Genomic DNA, 14,003 nt, shown 5'->3' on the forward strand with positions numbered 1-14,003 from the left:
GCGCGCTAGCATGGATCCATGATCGCCTCTCATCTGCTTCAACTCGCCGCCCTGCTTCTCGGCTACAATTTCTTCGTCTTCGCCACCTATTTCATCGACAAGCGCGCCGCGCGGCTGGGACATCGGCGCGTCAGCGAGCGGACCTTGCTGATGCTTGCATTATTCGCCGGCAGCCCGGGCGCCATCACCGCACAGCGTCTGCTGCGTCACAAGACGCAGAAGGAGCCGTTCCGCACGCTTCTCATGGGAATCGCCGCACTTCATGTCGTGCTGATTGGCGGCGCTGTTGCGTTTTTCACCGCACGCCAATTGGGGCTCGCCTAGAAGTCCGGCCCATAGGTGCCGTCGCCGGCGCTTTCCAGCGGCTTGGTCAAGCCGACCGAGGGGACGTCGCGGCCGAGCTTCGGATTATAGACGATCGACAGCCAGTGGATGGAATAGCCATGCTTCTGGAAGAAATTGATCGCCTCGTTGTTTCCCGAATGCGTCTGCATGCCGGCGCTGGAAAAACCCTGATCGGCGATATCGGTCTCGATCCGCGAAAGCAGCGCGGCGCCGACGCCCTGACGGGTGAAGGAAGGGTCGATCCAGAAATCCGAGATCGTCTCGTCGAACTTTTCCCGCGCGCCCCAGCCGACAATCTGGCCGTTGAGCTCGGCAACCGTGATCGTCAGCCAGCTGTTATGGGTGAAGTTCGAAAAGGCACTGCGCGCGGCATCGAGCAGCGCGTCCGTCTCGCCCATGGCCGCCATCGCCTTTTGCCAGGCTCTGAGGCCGATCTCACTCAAAAGGTCCGCCTCGCCCTCGCGGGCATTGCGAATGTGGATCATGGAACCCCCGTTCAATGATCAAAGTAGAACACCGAATCGCCAGCTTTTCCATCGGTTTGCGCGGCTTGCGCACCGTTTTCGCAGGCCCGTGGCGAATCCGGCGCGCTTGACGGCAACCTGTGCGTGGGTTAGCAAACCTTATGTTGAATTCGTCTGAGACCCGCTAAGGGCCCTGCCCGCAAATCTCTTTGCGCGCATGGGCCAGAAAAAAACGAAGCCCCGCCGTTCGCCTTGAACGACGGATCGTTTTTTTGCGCTTTCGAGCGCTGCGACCGGATCAACACAACAATGGACATTTCACGCGCCGAACAGCGCATCCTGCACCTGCTCGCCCAGGGCGGCAGGATCGAACTCACCCGCGGCGAAAACCGCACGATCGAGAAGCTGCAACTCTTCACGAGAGAAGGCTGGGTCTTCTCCGGCCTCGACATCCTCACCTTCCGCAAGCTCAAGCAGAAACGGGCGATCCGCTCACAGGGCGGCAAGCCCTACCGGATCACCGAGCGGGGGTTGGTGCTGGTGCGGGCGGAGCAGGATAACAGGTGACGATTGTGGGTCAGCTCGCTGATGAGCTGGCCCACCTCTAAATCGACAGGGTTGGCGCAAAACCTTCTTCGCGCTATCTTAGTGTTATGAGCGATCTGCGAGACACCATCCCTGTCGAAGACCTGACCGAAGTGCAGCCCACTGCGGCTGCCGACGCGGGCTATGATGCGTGGAAGGAAAAGAAGATCCGAGCCGCACTGAAGCAGGCGGATGATCGCTCCTCAATGGTCCCGGCAAAAAAGGTCTGGGAGCGTTTCGGGTTTGAACGTTAGTTTCACGCCACAGGCCATCGCCGACCTCAGCGAAATTCATAGCTATATCAGGGAATTCGACCCGAGTGCCGCCGATAGGATTCTCTCGCGCATCCGGCAAGTCATCGAGATATTCGAGAATTTCCCTCTGCTCGGCCGGGAGGGCAGCATCAACGGCACGCGAGAATTCGCAATTTCCGGACTGCCCTATACGATCGTCTATCGCATCATCTCGGCCGTCGATCTCGATATCCTGACCATCGTCCACCAACGCAAGCTTTATCCGCCGCAGCGGGATTGAAGTCAGGCCGATAGCTCAGCCTTCATCGCCACCCATTCCTCAGCGAGCGTCCCAGCTCCACGAGAGCGTCCAGCGCGGCGGTACCAATAATCGGCGTTCCAGTCGTCGCCTTCGATGCGGTGGCAAAGGGCGTGGCCCCAGTCGAAGGGGCGCTGCCCTTCGTGCGCCTGGCAGATATTGTGAACGGCGGTCCATTCCGCGCCCATGACGAAACCGGCGGCCGCGAGGCGGTCGAGGGCTTCGATCAGATTTTCAAGATCAGCTTTGGACATGGCCACCTCCCAGCGTTGCCTACCCCAGATGCATTTCGAGGTTCACCTTTTCAAGGTCTATTCCGAGGCTCGCGCCGGCATCGGAAAACTCCACCTCTCCCTCGACACTCCGGCAGTAGAATTGACTTCGCCGACCACGATGTGGTCGGCGACGGTCATCTTCCGAATTGTCAGTCCGCTTACCACCACTTGGCAGGCGAGAACTTGCCGGCAGCCTGTTCGATGACATGCGCGGTCTTGAAGAGGGTTTCCTCGTCGAAGGGCTTGCCGATCAGCTGGAGACCGAGGGGCAGGCCCTTGTGGTCGAGACCGGCGGGAACGGCGATGCCCGGGAGACCTGCCATGTTGACAGTCACCGTGAAGATGTCGTTCAGGTACATGGCAACAGGATCGGCAGCCAGATTTTCGTCGGCGACGCCGAAGGCCGAGGACGGGGTGGCGGGCGTCAGGATGGCGTCGACACCGGCATCGAAAGCGATTTCGAAGTCGCGCTTGATCAGCGTACGGACCTTCTGGGCCTTGATGTAGTAAGCGTCGTAGTAACCGGCCGAAAGAACGTAGGTGCCGATCATGATGCGGCGCTTGACTTCCTTGCCGAAGCCCGCGGCGCGGGTCTTCTCGTACATGTCGGCAATGTCCTTGCCATCCACGCGCAGGCCGTAGCGAACGCCGTCGTAACGGGCAAGGTTCGAGGACGCTTCGGCGGGAGCCACGATGTAATAGGCCGGAAGGGCGTATTTCGTGTGCGGCAGCGAGATGTTGACGATCTCGGCGCCAGCATCCTTCAGCCAGGCGATACCCTGCTGCCAGAGGGTTTCGATCTCCTCCGGCATGCCATCGACGCGGTATTCGTTCGGGATACCGATCTTCATGCCCTTCAGCGATTTGCCGAGTGCGGCTTCATAATCCGGAACCGGCAGATCGACCGAAGTCGTGTCCTTGGCATCGACTGATGCCATCGACTTCAGGAGGATTGCGGCATCGCGCACGTCGCGGGCGATCGGGCCCGCCTGGTCGAGCGAGGATGCGAAGGCCACGGTGCCCCAGCGCGAGCAGCGGCCATAGGTCGGCTTGATGCCGACGGTGCCGGTGAAGGCTGCGGGCTGGCGGATCGAACCGCCGGTATCGGTCGCGGTAGCGCCGGCGCAGAGATGGGCCGCAACGGCAGCGGCCGAACCGCCAGACGAACCGCCCGGAACGAGCTGCTGGTTGGAGCCGGAGGCGCGCCAGGGGTTGATGACCGCGCCGTAGTGCGAGGTCTCGTTCGACGAGCCCATGGCGAATTCGTCCATGTTCAGCTTGCCGAGCATGACGGCGCCATCGTCCCAGAGGTTCTGGGTGACGGTCGATTCGTAGCGCGGCTCGAAGCCGTCGAGAATGTGGCTGCAGGCCTGGGTGTGGACGCCGACGGTGGCGAACAGATCCTTGATGCCGAGCGGAATACCTTCGAGATCACCAGCCTTGCCGGCAGCGATACGCTCATCCGACTTCTTCGCCATGACGCGGGCGAGATCGGGGGTGGTCTTGATATAGGCGTTCAGCTGGCCATTGGCCGCGTCGATCGCCGAGATATAGGCTTCGGTGAGTTCGGTCGCGGTGATCTCTCTGGCGCGCAGCTTCTCGCGGGCTTCGGCAATGGTCAGGCTGGTGAGTTCGCTCATGGTCTCTACTCGGATATCTCTGTTGGTAACGGGTGTCGGAAAAAGCGGCAGCGCTTATTCGACGACTTTCGGCACCAGGAAGAAATTGTGGTCGGTGACGGGGGCGTTGGCGACGACGTCGTCGGCCTTGTTGCCGTCGGTCACCTGGTCGGTCCGCTTCTTCATCGCCATCGGCGTAACGGAGGTCATCGCCTCGACGCCTTCGACATTCACTTCGGAGAGCTGTTCGACGAAGCCGAGAATGCCATTGAGCTCGCCCACCATGCGATTTGCCTCGTCTTCGGAGACGGCTATGCGGGCAAGGCGCGCAACGCGCTTAACGGTGGCAAGATCGACGGACATGGCATACTCCGAAAGGGAAATTTCCCACCCGCTATAAAGACCATGTCCGCCTTGTGCAACGGGCTTTCGTTAGATCGCCACGCTCTCGGAAGGCTTGATTGCCTTCACTTCGGTCTTCGAACCTTCCATGCCGGAGACGAACTTGTCGGCGGTCTGGTCGATGATCGGGAAGGTGCCGTAATGGCAGGGGATCGCGGTCTTGAAGTTGAAGTAGCGCTGGCAGGCGAGAGCCGCCACAGCACCGCCCATGGTGAAGCGGTCGCCGACGGGAACGAGGCCGATATCGGGCTGGTGCAGCTCGTTGATCAGCGCCATGTCGGAGAAGATATCGGTGTCGCCCATGGCAAGGATCGAGGCTTCGTCGTCGAAATGCAGCATCAGGCCGTTTGCGTTGCCGAGCGCGTGGGCGATGCCGTCTTCGGTGACCTGTGCGGAGGAATGCAGCGCATTCGTAAAGGTCGCCGAGAAGCTGCCGAGCGAAATCGTGCCGCCGGTATTGCCCATTTCGATCTTCGAGACGCCCTTGGCGGCAAGCCAGGAGCCGAGATCGGCATTAGCGAGGACGGTGGCGCCGGTTTCCTTGGCAAGTGCAATGGTGTCGCCGACATGGTCGCCATGGCCGTGGGTGAGGAGAATATGGGTGACGCCCGCCGATACATCCTTGATGTCCTGTCCCTCGAAGGAAGAGTTATAGGTCAGGAAGGGGTCAAGGAGGATGGTTGCCTTGCCGGTTTCGATGCGGAAGGCGGAATGACCGAGCCAGGTGATCTTCATGAAATGGGTCCCTTATTATCAGATGCAAAAGCGGATTTCGCTTGTTATGGACATAGCCGATATGGCCGCAAAGAAAAGCGCCGCAGGCTTCAATTTGTTTTGACGGGATGAAACGCCGATGACAGTGATGACGATCGAGGAGATGGCTGCCGCCCTGCAGCCCGGACAGGCGATCGCGGGCCTCGATCTCGGCACCAAGACGATCGGCCTTGCGATGTCCGATCTCGGCCGCCGCTTCGCCACACCCCGGCCGGTGCTGAAGCGCGAAAAGTTCACGCTCGACGCCGAGGCGCTGCTGGCTTTCGCGGAGAAGGAAAAGGTCGCCGGTTTCGTCATCGGACTGCCGATGAATATGGACGGCTCTGCCGGTCCCCGCGTTCAGGCGACGCGCGCCTTCGTGCGCAACATGGAACAGAAAACCGCCCTGCCCTTCGTCTATTGGGACGAGCGGCTTTCGACGGTGGCGGCCGAACGGGTCTTGCTTGAGATGGATGTGTCGCGCGCCAAGCGGGCCGAGCGGATCGATTCCGCCGCGGCGAGCTTCATTCTTCAGGGCGCTCTGGACAGGCTGTCGGCGCTTTCGAGATCGGCCGATTTCGACGACTGACGCGCTGCCCACCAGGCCGCGATCTTCTTGCGGCGGCGGAAGGCGATGATGGCAATAACGACGAGGCTATCGACGGCGATGGCGCGGGCGACGAGCGGCGGAATGGTCTCCGGCGGAACGCCGAGGATCTTGCCATAGACCTCAAATGTCAGGTCATGAACCTGACGGCTCAGCATGAAGATGCCGAAATTGATGTCGTAATAGGAAAGCCAGTACCAGCCGCTCAGGAAAACGATCGGGCCCAACCAGAAGATCAGGAACCACTTCATGCGGCCTCCCCTCGGTGACGCCAGGTGTTTCTATAACGCCAGGCGGCCGGACTTTCGAGACCGACAACCCAGGTCGACAATGCCATGACGCTCAGGACGACCGCCGGGACGGTGATATCGAGGGCGAGCACCGCGAAAAACATCATCGCGGCGACAAGCAACGCAGCTTTGGCGGCTCTGGTTCCCATCATGGGTCCTGACAGCTAAGAATTTAACTGCCGGTACCCTGTCGCCTTAACGCCGACGGCGCAACGTAAACCATTTATTAAGGTTAACGGCCGGGCGGGGGCCTGTGGATGACCGGAGGGGCGATCAGCCGTAGACGCCGCGGACGATGCGCTTGACGGCCAGCGCCGCCTTTTCCCAGTCCTTGGCATTCTTCAGCGGCAGCCCGGCGCATTGGCCGCCGGCAGCGGCCGAGAGCACCAGATGCTGGATCGCGGCAAAGAGGATCGCGTTGACGGCAGCGGTATCGACACCTTTCGGCGGCGTCAGCGAGCCGCGCATGCGGTCCAGCCATACCGACAGCGCCTTGGAGCGCGCCTCGGAGAGCCGCCTCACTTGCTCGGTATTTTCGGAGACTTCCCAGGCAACGATGCGGCGCATCAGCGGATCGTCGCGCAGCGCCTCAAGGAAGAGCAGCGACAGCCGCTCCATCAGGTCACCATAGGTCAGCAGGAACATGCCGCCGGTATCTTCCGGGATACGGTCCTTGACCCAGGTGCCGAGATCGGCGCCGATCGCCTCGACCAGACCGTTGAGGCCGCCGTAATAGCGATAGATCAGCTGTTTGTCGCAACCGGCGCGGCGGGCCACGGCATTGATGCCGAAATTCTGGAAGCCTTCCTCGGCGAGCAGTGCCTTGGCGGCGTTCAAGATCGCCTTCTCGGTGGCGCTGCGGTCGCGGATGCGCTTTTCCGGTTCGCCGGGGGCGACGGGCGCCAAAACCATGGTGTCGTTCAGCATATCGAGGCCGATTCCGTTCGTGTCACTACAAGGTGAGTAACAACGGCCTTCCGGCCCGGCAACGTTCAAGCCCTTGAAAGCTTGTGGATAGACGGCGCGTTCCACAGATGTCTCCTTGCGGAGACACCTAGAGATATTGGCCGAACCAGACGGAGCGGTCTGCGGGTGCCACCAGCGGCGGCGCCAGGCGTTCGAAGCCGCGGGAAGCCCAGAAGCGCTGGCCGCTGACATTCTCGGCGTTGGCGCCGAGATAGACGCCCTTCACCCCGGCCTCGCGCGCCGTCGATATCCAGAGATCGAGAAGCCTGGTGCCGAGCCCCTGCCCCTGCAGGCGCGGCAGCAGGTTCATGTGGATATGGGCGGGAAAGGCCGCCACCCTCGGTGCGAAAGCGGCTTCGGGATGATGGATCGTGTGGATGCGGCGTTCGTCGGCATTCCAGCCCGCGGGATCGCCTTGCGGCTCCTCATAGCGGGCGCGCAGGGCCGGCCACCATTCACGCTCGAGTCTCGCTTCGAAAGCCGCCGTATCATGGGGGCCGACGATATAGCCGGCGACGCCTTCGTCATCCTCAACGACGAATGAGGTCTCGAGGCTCAGCACGATGTAGGGCGCCGAGTAAATGTGGCCGATCAGCTGGCCGTCTTCGTAAAGACGGGTGGCATCCTTGCCTGCATCGCCTGTCAGCAAAGAGATGGCGTAGATCTGGTCGAGATCGCCGAGACGGGCCTTGCGGATTTCGCTCATGCGTCAGCTGGCCGGCGGGTAGAGAAGATCGACGATGTAGCTGGCATCGAAACGGGCATCGAGCATGCCGTAGGTGGCGCGCCAGCCGCCGGCAAGACGGGTTTCGATGAAGGCATCGGCGATGCGTCCGGCACCGAGACGGTAGAGCTCGGCGGCACCGGCAGCGAGTGCCAGCTGCTCGATCAGCAGGCGGGCAGCGCCCTCGTCGCGCTCGCAGAGCGCCATGGCGGCGCGCAGCACGTCGATGGTCTTCTTGCCGGCCGGACCGAGATCGCGGGCAAGACCGGCGAAAACAGTCTCGAACAGATCCTTGCCGCGCGAGAGAACCCGCAGCAGATCGAGCGCCATGACATTGCCGGAGCCTTCCCAGATCGCGTTGACCGGGGCCTCTCTGTAATGACGGGCGATCGGGCGTTCCTCGATGTAGCCGCTGCCGCCGATGCACTCCATCGCCTCATAGATCAGCGCCGGCGCGATCTTGCAGCACCAGTATTTGGCAACCGGCGTCATGACACGGGCGTAGGCCGCCTCTTCGGCATTGTTGCGGGCCTTGTCGAAGGCATCGGCAAGACGGAACGACAGCGCCGTTGCAGCAGCGACGTCAAGCGCCATGTCGGCGAGCACGCGGGTCATGATCGGCTGATGGACGAGCATCTTGCCGAAGACGCTGCGGCCGCGGGTGTGGTGCACGGCTTCGGCGAGCGACGCGCGCATGATGCCCGACGAGGCCAGCGCGCAATCGAGCCGCGTCAGCGTCACCATGTCGAGGATGGTGCGGATGCCGGCATCGGGACCGCCGAGCAGGAAGCCGAACGTGTCGTTGAACTCGACTTCCGAGGAAGCATTCGAACGGTTGCCGATCTTGTCCTTCAAGCGCTGGAACTGCAGGCCGTTGGCGGAACCGTCTTCAAGCAGGCGCGGAACGAGGAAGCAGCCCATGCCCTCCTTCGTCTGCGCCAGCATGATGAAAGCGTCGCTCATCGGCGCCGACATGAACCACTTGTGGCCCGAGAGACGATAGATGCCTTCGCTAACCTTTTCGGCCGAACTCTTGTTGGAGCGAACGTCGGTGCCGCCCTGCTTCTCGGTCATGCCCATGCCGATCGTCACGGCAGTCTTCTGCATGGCCGGCTTGTTCGACGAATCGTATTTGCGCGACAGGATCTTCGGCGCCCAGCCCTTCTGGACGGCGGGCGACGCCGAGAGAGCAGCGACCGAGGCGCTCGTCATCGTCAGCGGGCAGAGATGGCCGGATTCGAGCTGCGCCGTCAGGTAAAAACGGGCGGCGCGGATCTTGTGCGACTGGTCCTTGGCATCGGCATCGGCCTGCGGATCCCAGACGGAGGAATGCAGACCGACGGACACCGAGCGGCGCATCAGCGCGTGCCAGGCCGGATGGAACTCGACGACATCCAGACGCTCGCCGCGCGGGCCATGCGTGCGCAGCTGCGGCGTGCCCTGGTTTGCCATGCGCGCCAGCTCCTGCGCCTCCGGAGAGGTGACGTAGCGGCCCATGTTTTCCAGGTCTTCGCGCGTGCCGCGCGGCAGCCCTGCCGTCAGGTCGACGATCAGCGGATCGGAGCGGTAGGCATTGATACCTGACCAGAGGCTTGGCTGGTTCAGCTCGGCGAGTTTTTCTTCAGCGGGAGTCATGAGTCGCTTCTATTGCATGAGCCAGACAAAGGGAAACCGGAACTTGACGATTTCAACCTCAGCTCTAGCGGATTTGCGGCAAAATTGCATGGGGACATAAGCCTTTGCCCACAGCGCAAGCTTGCGGCGGCGGGCAGCACTCATTATAGACCCCACCGGTATAGCAAGAGGCAGGTCCATGGTCTTTTTTCCCCACCGCCACCTCATCGGCATCAAGGGTCTCACCGAGCAGGATATTACCTATCTCCTCGACAAGGCCGACGAGGCCGTCAAGATCAGCCGTCAGAGAGAAAAGAAGACGTCGACGCTGAGAGGGCTGACACAGATCAACCTCTTCTTCGAAGCATCGACGCGCACGCAGGCATCCTTCGAACTCGCCGGAAAGCGGCTCGGCGCAGACGTCATGAACATGTCGGTCGGCAACTCTTCGGTAAAGAAGGGCGAGACGCTGATCGATACGGCGATGACGCTGAATGCGATGCGCCCCGATGTGCTGGTTATCCGCCATTCGAGCGCCGGTGCGGCCGCCCTCCTCGCACAAAAGGTCTCCTGCTCGGTCGTCAATGCCGGCGACGGACAGCATGAACATCCGACCCAGGCACTGCTCGACGCGCTGACGATCCGGCGCGCCAAGGGCAAGCTCTCGCGCATCATCGTGGCGATCTGCGGCGACGTGCTGCATTCGCGCGTCGCGCGCTCCAACATCCTGCTTTTGAATGCCATGGGCGCCCGGGTCCGCGTCGTCGCTCCGGCGACGCTGTTGCCGGCCGGGATTGCCGATATGGGCGTCGAGGTCTTCCATTCGATGAAGGAAGGCCTGAAGGACGCCGATGTCGTGATGATGCTGCGCCTGCAGCGCGAACGCATGTCCGGCGCCTTCGTGCCGTCGGTGCGTGAATATTACCACTTCTACGGCCTCGATGGGGAAACGCTGAAGGCGGCGAAGGAAGATGCGCTGGTCATGCATCCGGGTCCGATGAACCGCGGCGTCGAAATCGCATCCGAGGTGGCCGACGGTCCGCAGAGCGTGATCGCCGAACAGGTCGAAATGGGCGTTGCTGTGCGCATGGCGGTGATGGAGACGCTGCTTGTTTCCCAGAACCAGGGTCCTCGCACTGAAGGAGCGGGCGCATGAGCAACCTCGTCCTCAAGAACGTCCGCATCATCGACCCATCGCGCAATCTCGATGAAACAGGCACCATCGTCGTCAAGGACGGCGCGATCGTCGCATCGGGCAAGGATGCGCAGAACCAGGGCGTGCCTGATGGCGCCGAAGTGCGCGATTGCAACGGCCTCGTCGCGGTCCCCGGCCTCGTCGATGCGCGCGTGCATATCGGCGAACCCGGTGCTGAGCACCGCGAGACCATCGCATCGGCCAGCCGCGCTGCGGCAGCGGGTGGCGTGACCTCGATCATCATGATGCCGGATACCGATCCCGTGATCGACGACATCGCGCTGGTCGAATTCGTCAAGAAGACCGCCAAGGACAAGGCACTCGTCAATGTCTATCCGGCAGCGGCGATCACCAAGCATCTGGCCGGCGAGGAAATGACCGAGATCGGCCTGCTGATGGAAGCCGGCGCGGTTGCCTTTACCGATGGCCGTTCGAGCATCCATGACACGCAAGTGCTGCGCCGGGTGATGACCTATGCGCGCGAATTCGGCGCCGTCATTTCCTGCGAGACCCGCGACAAATATCTCGGCGCCACCGGCGTCATGAACGAAGGGCTGTTTGCCAGCTGGCTCGGTCTCGGCGGCATTCCGAAAGAAGCCGAACTTATCCCGCTGGAGCGTGATCTGCGCGTCGCGCAGCTGACGCGCGGCAACTATCACGCGGCAATGATCTCGGTACCGGAATCGGTCGACGCGATCAAGCTTGCCAAGAGCCGCGGCGCCAAGGTGACCTGCGGCATCTCGATCAACAATCTGGCGCTCAACGAAAACGACATCGGCGAGTACCGCACCTTCTTCAAGCTCTACCCGCCGCTGCGCACCGAAGACGATCGCGTGGCGATGGTCGAGGCGCTCGCCAAGGGCGAGATCGACATCATCGTTTCCTCGCACGATCCGCAGGACGTCGATACCAAGCGCCTGCCCTTCGGCGAAGCAGCAGACGGCGCCGTCGGTCTCGAAACCATGCTGGCGGCGGCCCTTCGGCTGCATCACAGCGGCCAGGTCAGCCTGATGCGGCTGATCGATGCGATGTCGACCCGTCCGGCACAGATCTTCGGCCTCGATGCCGGAACGCTGAAGCCCGGCGCCAAGGCCGACATTGCGCTGATCGATCTTGAAGAGCCTTGGCTCGTCGCGAAAGACATGCTTCTGTCGCGCTCGAAGAACACGCCTTTCGAGGACGCCCGTTTCTCGGGCCGGGCGGTTGCGACTTACGTGGGTGGAACGAAGGTACATTCGCTGGACTGAGGAGGCCGCGTATGAATCAGAACGAAACCGAAAGGCATTTCCAGCTGCGCAATCTCGACAAGGATATGGCGGCGGCACACAAGAACGCCTTCCCCGTACTTCCGAAGAAGCAGGCGTCGCGGCGTTACTCGTCGACCATCGTGCTCGGCACGGTGTTCGTGGCGCTCTGCACGCTGATCGCCACGCTGCTCGGCGGCATGGAAATCTGGATGATCGAAAACGGCTAAGGCAAGCGGCGTCGGGACAATGCTGCGAAGGAAAAGGTAGAGGGGCATGATTTCGGAACTCACCAACTGGCAGATCGCCTTGCCGATGGCGCTTGTGGCAGCCGTCGTCGGCTACCTGCTCGGCTCGATCCCCTTCGGACTGATCCTGACGCGGGCGGCCGGCCTCGGTGACGTTCGCAGTATCGGTTCCGGCAATATCGGCGCCACCAACGTGCTGCGCACCGGCAACAAGAAGCTTGCTGCAGCAACCCTGCTGCTCGACGCGCTGAAGGCAACGGTCGCTGCCTGGATCATGGCCTATGTCGCAGGCCCGGAAGCCGGCGCAATCGCCGGTCTCTTCGCCTTCCTGGGGCACCTCTTTCCGGTCTGGCTCGGCTTCAAAGGCGGCAAGGGCGTCGCTACCTATATCGGCACGCTGCTCGGCATCGCGCCGCTTTTCGTCCTCGTCTTCGCGGCCATCTGGCTCGCGGTCGCCTTCATCTTCCGTTACTCGTCGCTGGCGGCGCTGACGGCGATGCTTGTCATTCCGGTTGCATTGTGGATATTTGGAGCCGAAAAGGTTGCAGCCGTCATGGCGATCATGTCGGTCATCTCCTATTACAAGCACAAGGCCAACATCTCCCGGCTCATCAGCGGGACGGAAAGCAAGATCGGGGCGAAGGGATAGGATGACCGTCGAAAGCGCAAAGCCAAGGGGAATTGCGCTTTCGGACCGGCAACGGATCGCCTGGCTGCGTCTCATCCGCTCCGACAATGTCGGCCCTGCCACCTTCCGCGATCTCATCAATCATTTCGGTTCGGCCGAGGCGGCACTGGCCGCCCTGCCCGAGCTCTCGGCCCGCGGCGGCGCAACGCGCGCCATCAAAATTGCAACCGAACACGAAGCCCATCGCGAGCTTGAGATCGCCCGCCGTTTCGGCGCCCGATTCATCGGCATCGGCGAACCCGATTACCCCCAGGCCCTGCGCCAGATCGATGGCGCCCCGCCGCTGATTGCGGTCAAGGGCGATGTCTCCGTTCTCCATCGCCCGGCTGTCGGCGTCGTCGGCTCCCGCAATGCCTCGATCAGTGGTGCGAAGTTTGCGGCGATGATCGCCAGGGATTGCGGACGGGCCGGATATGCCGTGGTCTCCGGCTTGGCGCGCGGCATCGATACGGCCGCCCATCGCGCCAGCCTCGATACCGGCACCGTCGCCGCACTCGCGGGCGGCCTCGATCAGCCCTACCCACCCGAGAACGTGCCGTTGCTGGAGGAAATCTGCGAAGGGCGCGGACTGGCGATCAGCGAGATGCCATTCGGCTGGGAACCCCGCGCCCGTGACTTCCCGCGCCGCAACCGGCTGATCGCCGGTATCGCGCTTGGGCTCGTCGTCGTCGAGGCGGCGACGCGCTCGGGATCGCTGATCACCGCACGCCTTGCCGCCGAATTCGGGCGGCTGGTCTTTGCCGTTCCCGGCTCGCCGCTCGATCCGCGCTGCCAGGGCACCAACGGATTATTGAAGGACGGGGCGATGATCATCACCTCGCCCGAGGACGTCATCGAGGCGCTGGCGCCGCTCTCGCAGCTCGACCTGTTTTCGGCACCGGTTGCCGAGGAGCCTGCGGGCAGCGGCAGCGACCTTGCGCCACCTGATGATTCCGATCGCGCGCGGATTGCCGATGCGCTTGGGCCGACGCCCGTCGAGATCGACGACATCATCCGGCATACCGGCCTTCCGGCGGCGTCCGTCTATCTCGTTCTCCTAGAGCTGGATATCGCCGGGCGGCTGCACCGGCATCCCGGCGGCACCGTCTCCCTTGCGATGGGAGACTGAGCACACTACATGCGGTTGTGAAGCTCGCCTGCCTCGACATAAGCCATCTCGATCAGATAGCAGAGCATGCTGGCGTCCTCTTTCTCGGCAACCTGACGCAACTCCGCCAGCATCTGCCGGATGAAGGCGATGTTTTCGCGCGAAGCCGATCTGTCGGTTCTCTTGTTGAAACCCTTGGGCGACATGGACAGTCTCTGAATGACGGACGGCTGCTTGGGAGGGGCCTTGACCACACTTCAAAAACGATAACGCAATTATCTTAAATTGCAATACGTTTATAATCCCTCTCAGGTTGCATCGCGTTGCAAGGCGTAAAATTGAAGC

General features: G+C 62.2%; 21 protein-coding genes. 10 read left to right on the plus strand and 11 right to left on the minus strand.

All coding sequences use genetic code 11. From position 1 onward, the window contains the following. Positions 1-18 precede the first annotated feature (18 nt). Complete coding sequence (locus ACODR6_RS18030) at positions 19-324, plus strand: DUF1294 domain-containing protein (protein ID WP_489023361.1); 306 nt, start codon at positions 19-21, stop codon at positions 322-324. On the opposite strand, the gene ACODR6_RS18035 is transcribed toward ACODR6_RS18030, so the two are convergent. Next, the gene (locus ACODR6_RS18035; protein WP_489023363.1) at positions 321-830 is read right to left on the minus strand and encodes a GNAT family N-acetyltransferase; all 510 of its coding nucleotides are present in this window, start codon (positions 828-830) and stop codon (positions 321-323) included. The genes ACODR6_RS18030 and ACODR6_RS18035 overlap by 4 nt on opposite strands. A gap of 288 nt (positions 831-1,118) precedes the next feature. Here ACODR6_RS18035 and ACODR6_RS18040 point away from each other — a divergent pair, with 288 nt between their 5' ends. From ACODR6_RS18040 to ACODR6_RS18050, 3 genes are all read left to right on the plus strand, one after another. Beyond that, the gene (locus ACODR6_RS18040; protein WP_130282543.1) at positions 1,119-1,376 is read left to right on the plus strand and encodes a YjhX family toxin; all 258 of its coding nucleotides are present in this window, start codon (positions 1,119-1,121) and stop codon (positions 1,374-1,376) included. Between the two features lie 86 nt (positions 1,377-1,462). Continuing rightward, positions 1,463-1,648, plus strand: a complete 186-nt coding sequence (locus ACODR6_RS18045; RefSeq protein ID WP_130282545.1) for a hypothetical protein — start codon at positions 1,463-1,465, stop codon at positions 1,646-1,648. Further along, positions 1,638-1,928 carry a type II toxin-antitoxin system RelE/ParE family toxin gene (locus ACODR6_RS18050; protein ID WP_130282547.1) on the plus strand — a complete coding sequence of 97 codons (291 nt, stop codon included), beginning with the start codon at positions 1,638-1,640 and terminating at the stop codon, positions 1,926-1,928. Before ACODR6_RS18045 ends, ACODR6_RS18050 begins: the two co-directional genes overlap by 11 nt. Before the next feature lie 2 nt (positions 1,929-1,930). Here the strand turns inward: ACODR6_RS18050 and ACODR6_RS18055 are convergent, their stop codons facing one another. From ACODR6_RS18055 to ACODR6_RS18070, 4 genes are all read right to left on the minus strand, one after another. Next, positions 1,931-2,200, minus strand: a complete 270-nt coding sequence (locus ACODR6_RS18055) for a hypothetical protein (RefSeq protein WP_489023366.1) — start codon at positions 2,198-2,200, stop codon at positions 1,931-1,933. A gap of 179 nt (positions 2,201-2,379) precedes the next feature. Further along, on the minus strand, positions 2,380-3,861 hold the full coding sequence (gene gatA, locus ACODR6_RS18060) for an Asp-tRNA(Asn)/Glu-tRNA(Gln) amidotransferase subunit GatA (RefSeq protein ID WP_130282551.1): 1,482 nt from the start codon (positions 3,859-3,861) through the stop codon (positions 2,380-2,382). 54 nt (positions 3,862-3,915) lie between these two features. Then, the gene (gene gatC / locus ACODR6_RS18065; protein ID WP_112389713.1) at positions 3,916-4,203 is read right to left on the minus strand and encodes an Asp-tRNA(Asn)/Glu-tRNA(Gln) amidotransferase subunit GatC; all 288 of its coding nucleotides are present in this window, start codon (positions 4,201-4,203) and stop codon (positions 3,916-3,918) included. 69 nt (positions 4,204-4,272) lie between these two features. Next, positions 4,273-4,977 carry a metal-dependent hydrolase gene (locus ACODR6_RS18070; RefSeq protein ID WP_489023369.1) on the minus strand — a complete coding sequence of 235 codons (705 nt, stop codon included), beginning with the start codon at positions 4,975-4,977 and terminating at the stop codon, positions 4,273-4,275. 118 nt (positions 4,978-5,095) lie between these two features. On the opposite strand from ACODR6_RS18070, the gene ruvX reads away from it, so the two are divergent. Continuing rightward, complete coding sequence (gene ruvX, locus ACODR6_RS18075) at positions 5,096-5,584, plus strand: Holliday junction resolvase RuvX (protein WP_489023371.1); 489 nt, start codon at positions 5,096-5,098, stop codon at positions 5,582-5,584. Here the strand turns inward: ruvX and ACODR6_RS18080 are convergent. The 5 genes from ACODR6_RS18080 to ACODR6_RS18100 all read right to left on the minus strand — a co-directional run bounded on the left by ACODR6_RS18080 (position 5,527) and on the right by ACODR6_RS18100 (position 9,217). After that, the gene (locus ACODR6_RS18080) at positions 5,527-5,853 is read right to left on the minus strand and encodes a DUF6105 family protein (protein ID WP_112720441.1); all 327 of its coding nucleotides are present in this window, start codon (positions 5,851-5,853) and stop codon (positions 5,527-5,529) included. The two genes, ruvX and ACODR6_RS18080, sit on opposite strands and share 58 nt — an antisense overlap. Next, positions 5,850-6,041: a hypothetical protein gene (locus tag ACODR6_RS18085; RefSeq protein ID WP_199628874.1), complete on the minus strand. Its 192-nt coding sequence runs from the start codon at positions 6,039-6,041 to the stop codon at positions 5,850-5,852. Before ACODR6_RS18085 ends, ACODR6_RS18080 begins: the two co-directional genes overlap by 4 nt. 124 nt (positions 6,042-6,165) lie before the next feature. After that, positions 6,166-6,819, minus strand: coding sequence for a TetR/AcrR family transcriptional regulator (locus ACODR6_RS18090; protein WP_199628721.1), 654 nt, complete (start codon positions 6,817-6,819; stop codon positions 6,166-6,168). A gap of 127 nt (positions 6,820-6,946) precedes the next feature. Beyond that, positions 6,947-7,564: a GNAT family N-acetyltransferase gene (locus ACODR6_RS18095; RefSeq protein ID WP_489023374.1), complete on the minus strand. Its 618-nt coding sequence runs from the start codon at positions 7,562-7,564 to the stop codon at positions 6,947-6,949. Positions 7,565-7,567: 3 nt separating this feature from the next. Beyond that, positions 7,568-9,217, minus strand: a complete 1,650-nt coding sequence (locus ACODR6_RS18100; RefSeq protein WP_489023376.1) for an acyl-CoA dehydrogenase family protein — start codon at positions 9,215-9,217, stop codon at positions 7,568-7,570. 178 nt (positions 9,218-9,395) lie between these two features. Between ACODR6_RS18100 and ACODR6_RS18105 the strand changes: the two genes are divergently transcribed. The 5 genes from ACODR6_RS18105 to dprA are packed head-to-tail and all read left to right on the plus strand — an operon-like array spanning position 9,396 to position 13,679. After that, positions 9,396-10,352 (plus strand): aspartate carbamoyltransferase catalytic subunit, encoded by a 957-nt coding sequence (locus ACODR6_RS18105; RefSeq protein ID WP_489023378.1) that lies wholly within the window; start codon positions 9,396-9,398, stop codon positions 10,350-10,352. After that, entirely contained in the window at positions 10,349-11,638 is a 1,290-nt protein-coding gene (locus ACODR6_RS18110; protein ID WP_489023380.1) for a dihydroorotase, read from the plus strand. The genes ACODR6_RS18105 and ACODR6_RS18110 overlap by 4 nt, the downstream gene beginning before the upstream one ends. An 11-nt stretch (positions 11,639-11,649) precedes the next feature. Further along, positions 11,650-11,865, plus strand: a complete 216-nt coding sequence (locus ACODR6_RS18115; RefSeq protein WP_489023382.1) for a hypothetical protein — start codon at positions 11,650-11,652, stop codon at positions 11,863-11,865. 46 nt (positions 11,866-11,911) lie between these two features. Further along, a complete protein-coding gene (gene plsY, locus ACODR6_RS18120; RefSeq protein ID WP_489023384.1) occupies positions 11,912-12,532 on the plus strand; it encodes a glycerol-3-phosphate 1-O-acyltransferase PlsY in 621 nt (206 codons plus the stop codon). Between the two features lies 1 nt (position 12,533). Further along, positions 12,534-13,679, plus strand: a complete 1,146-nt coding sequence (dprA, locus tag ACODR6_RS18125; protein WP_489023386.1) for a DNA-processing protein DprA — start codon at positions 12,534-12,536, stop codon at positions 13,677-13,679. 5 nt (positions 13,680-13,684) lie between these two features. Here dprA and ACODR6_RS18130 read toward each other — a convergent pair whose 3' ends face one another. After that, the gene (locus tag ACODR6_RS18130) at positions 13,685-13,864 is read right to left on the minus strand and encodes a hypothetical protein (protein WP_112720450.1); all 180 of its coding nucleotides are present in this window, start codon (positions 13,862-13,864) and stop codon (positions 13,685-13,687) included. Positions 13,865-14,003: the final 139 nt, after the last annotated feature.

Source organism: Rhizobium sp. FG96, assembly GCF_057808655.1.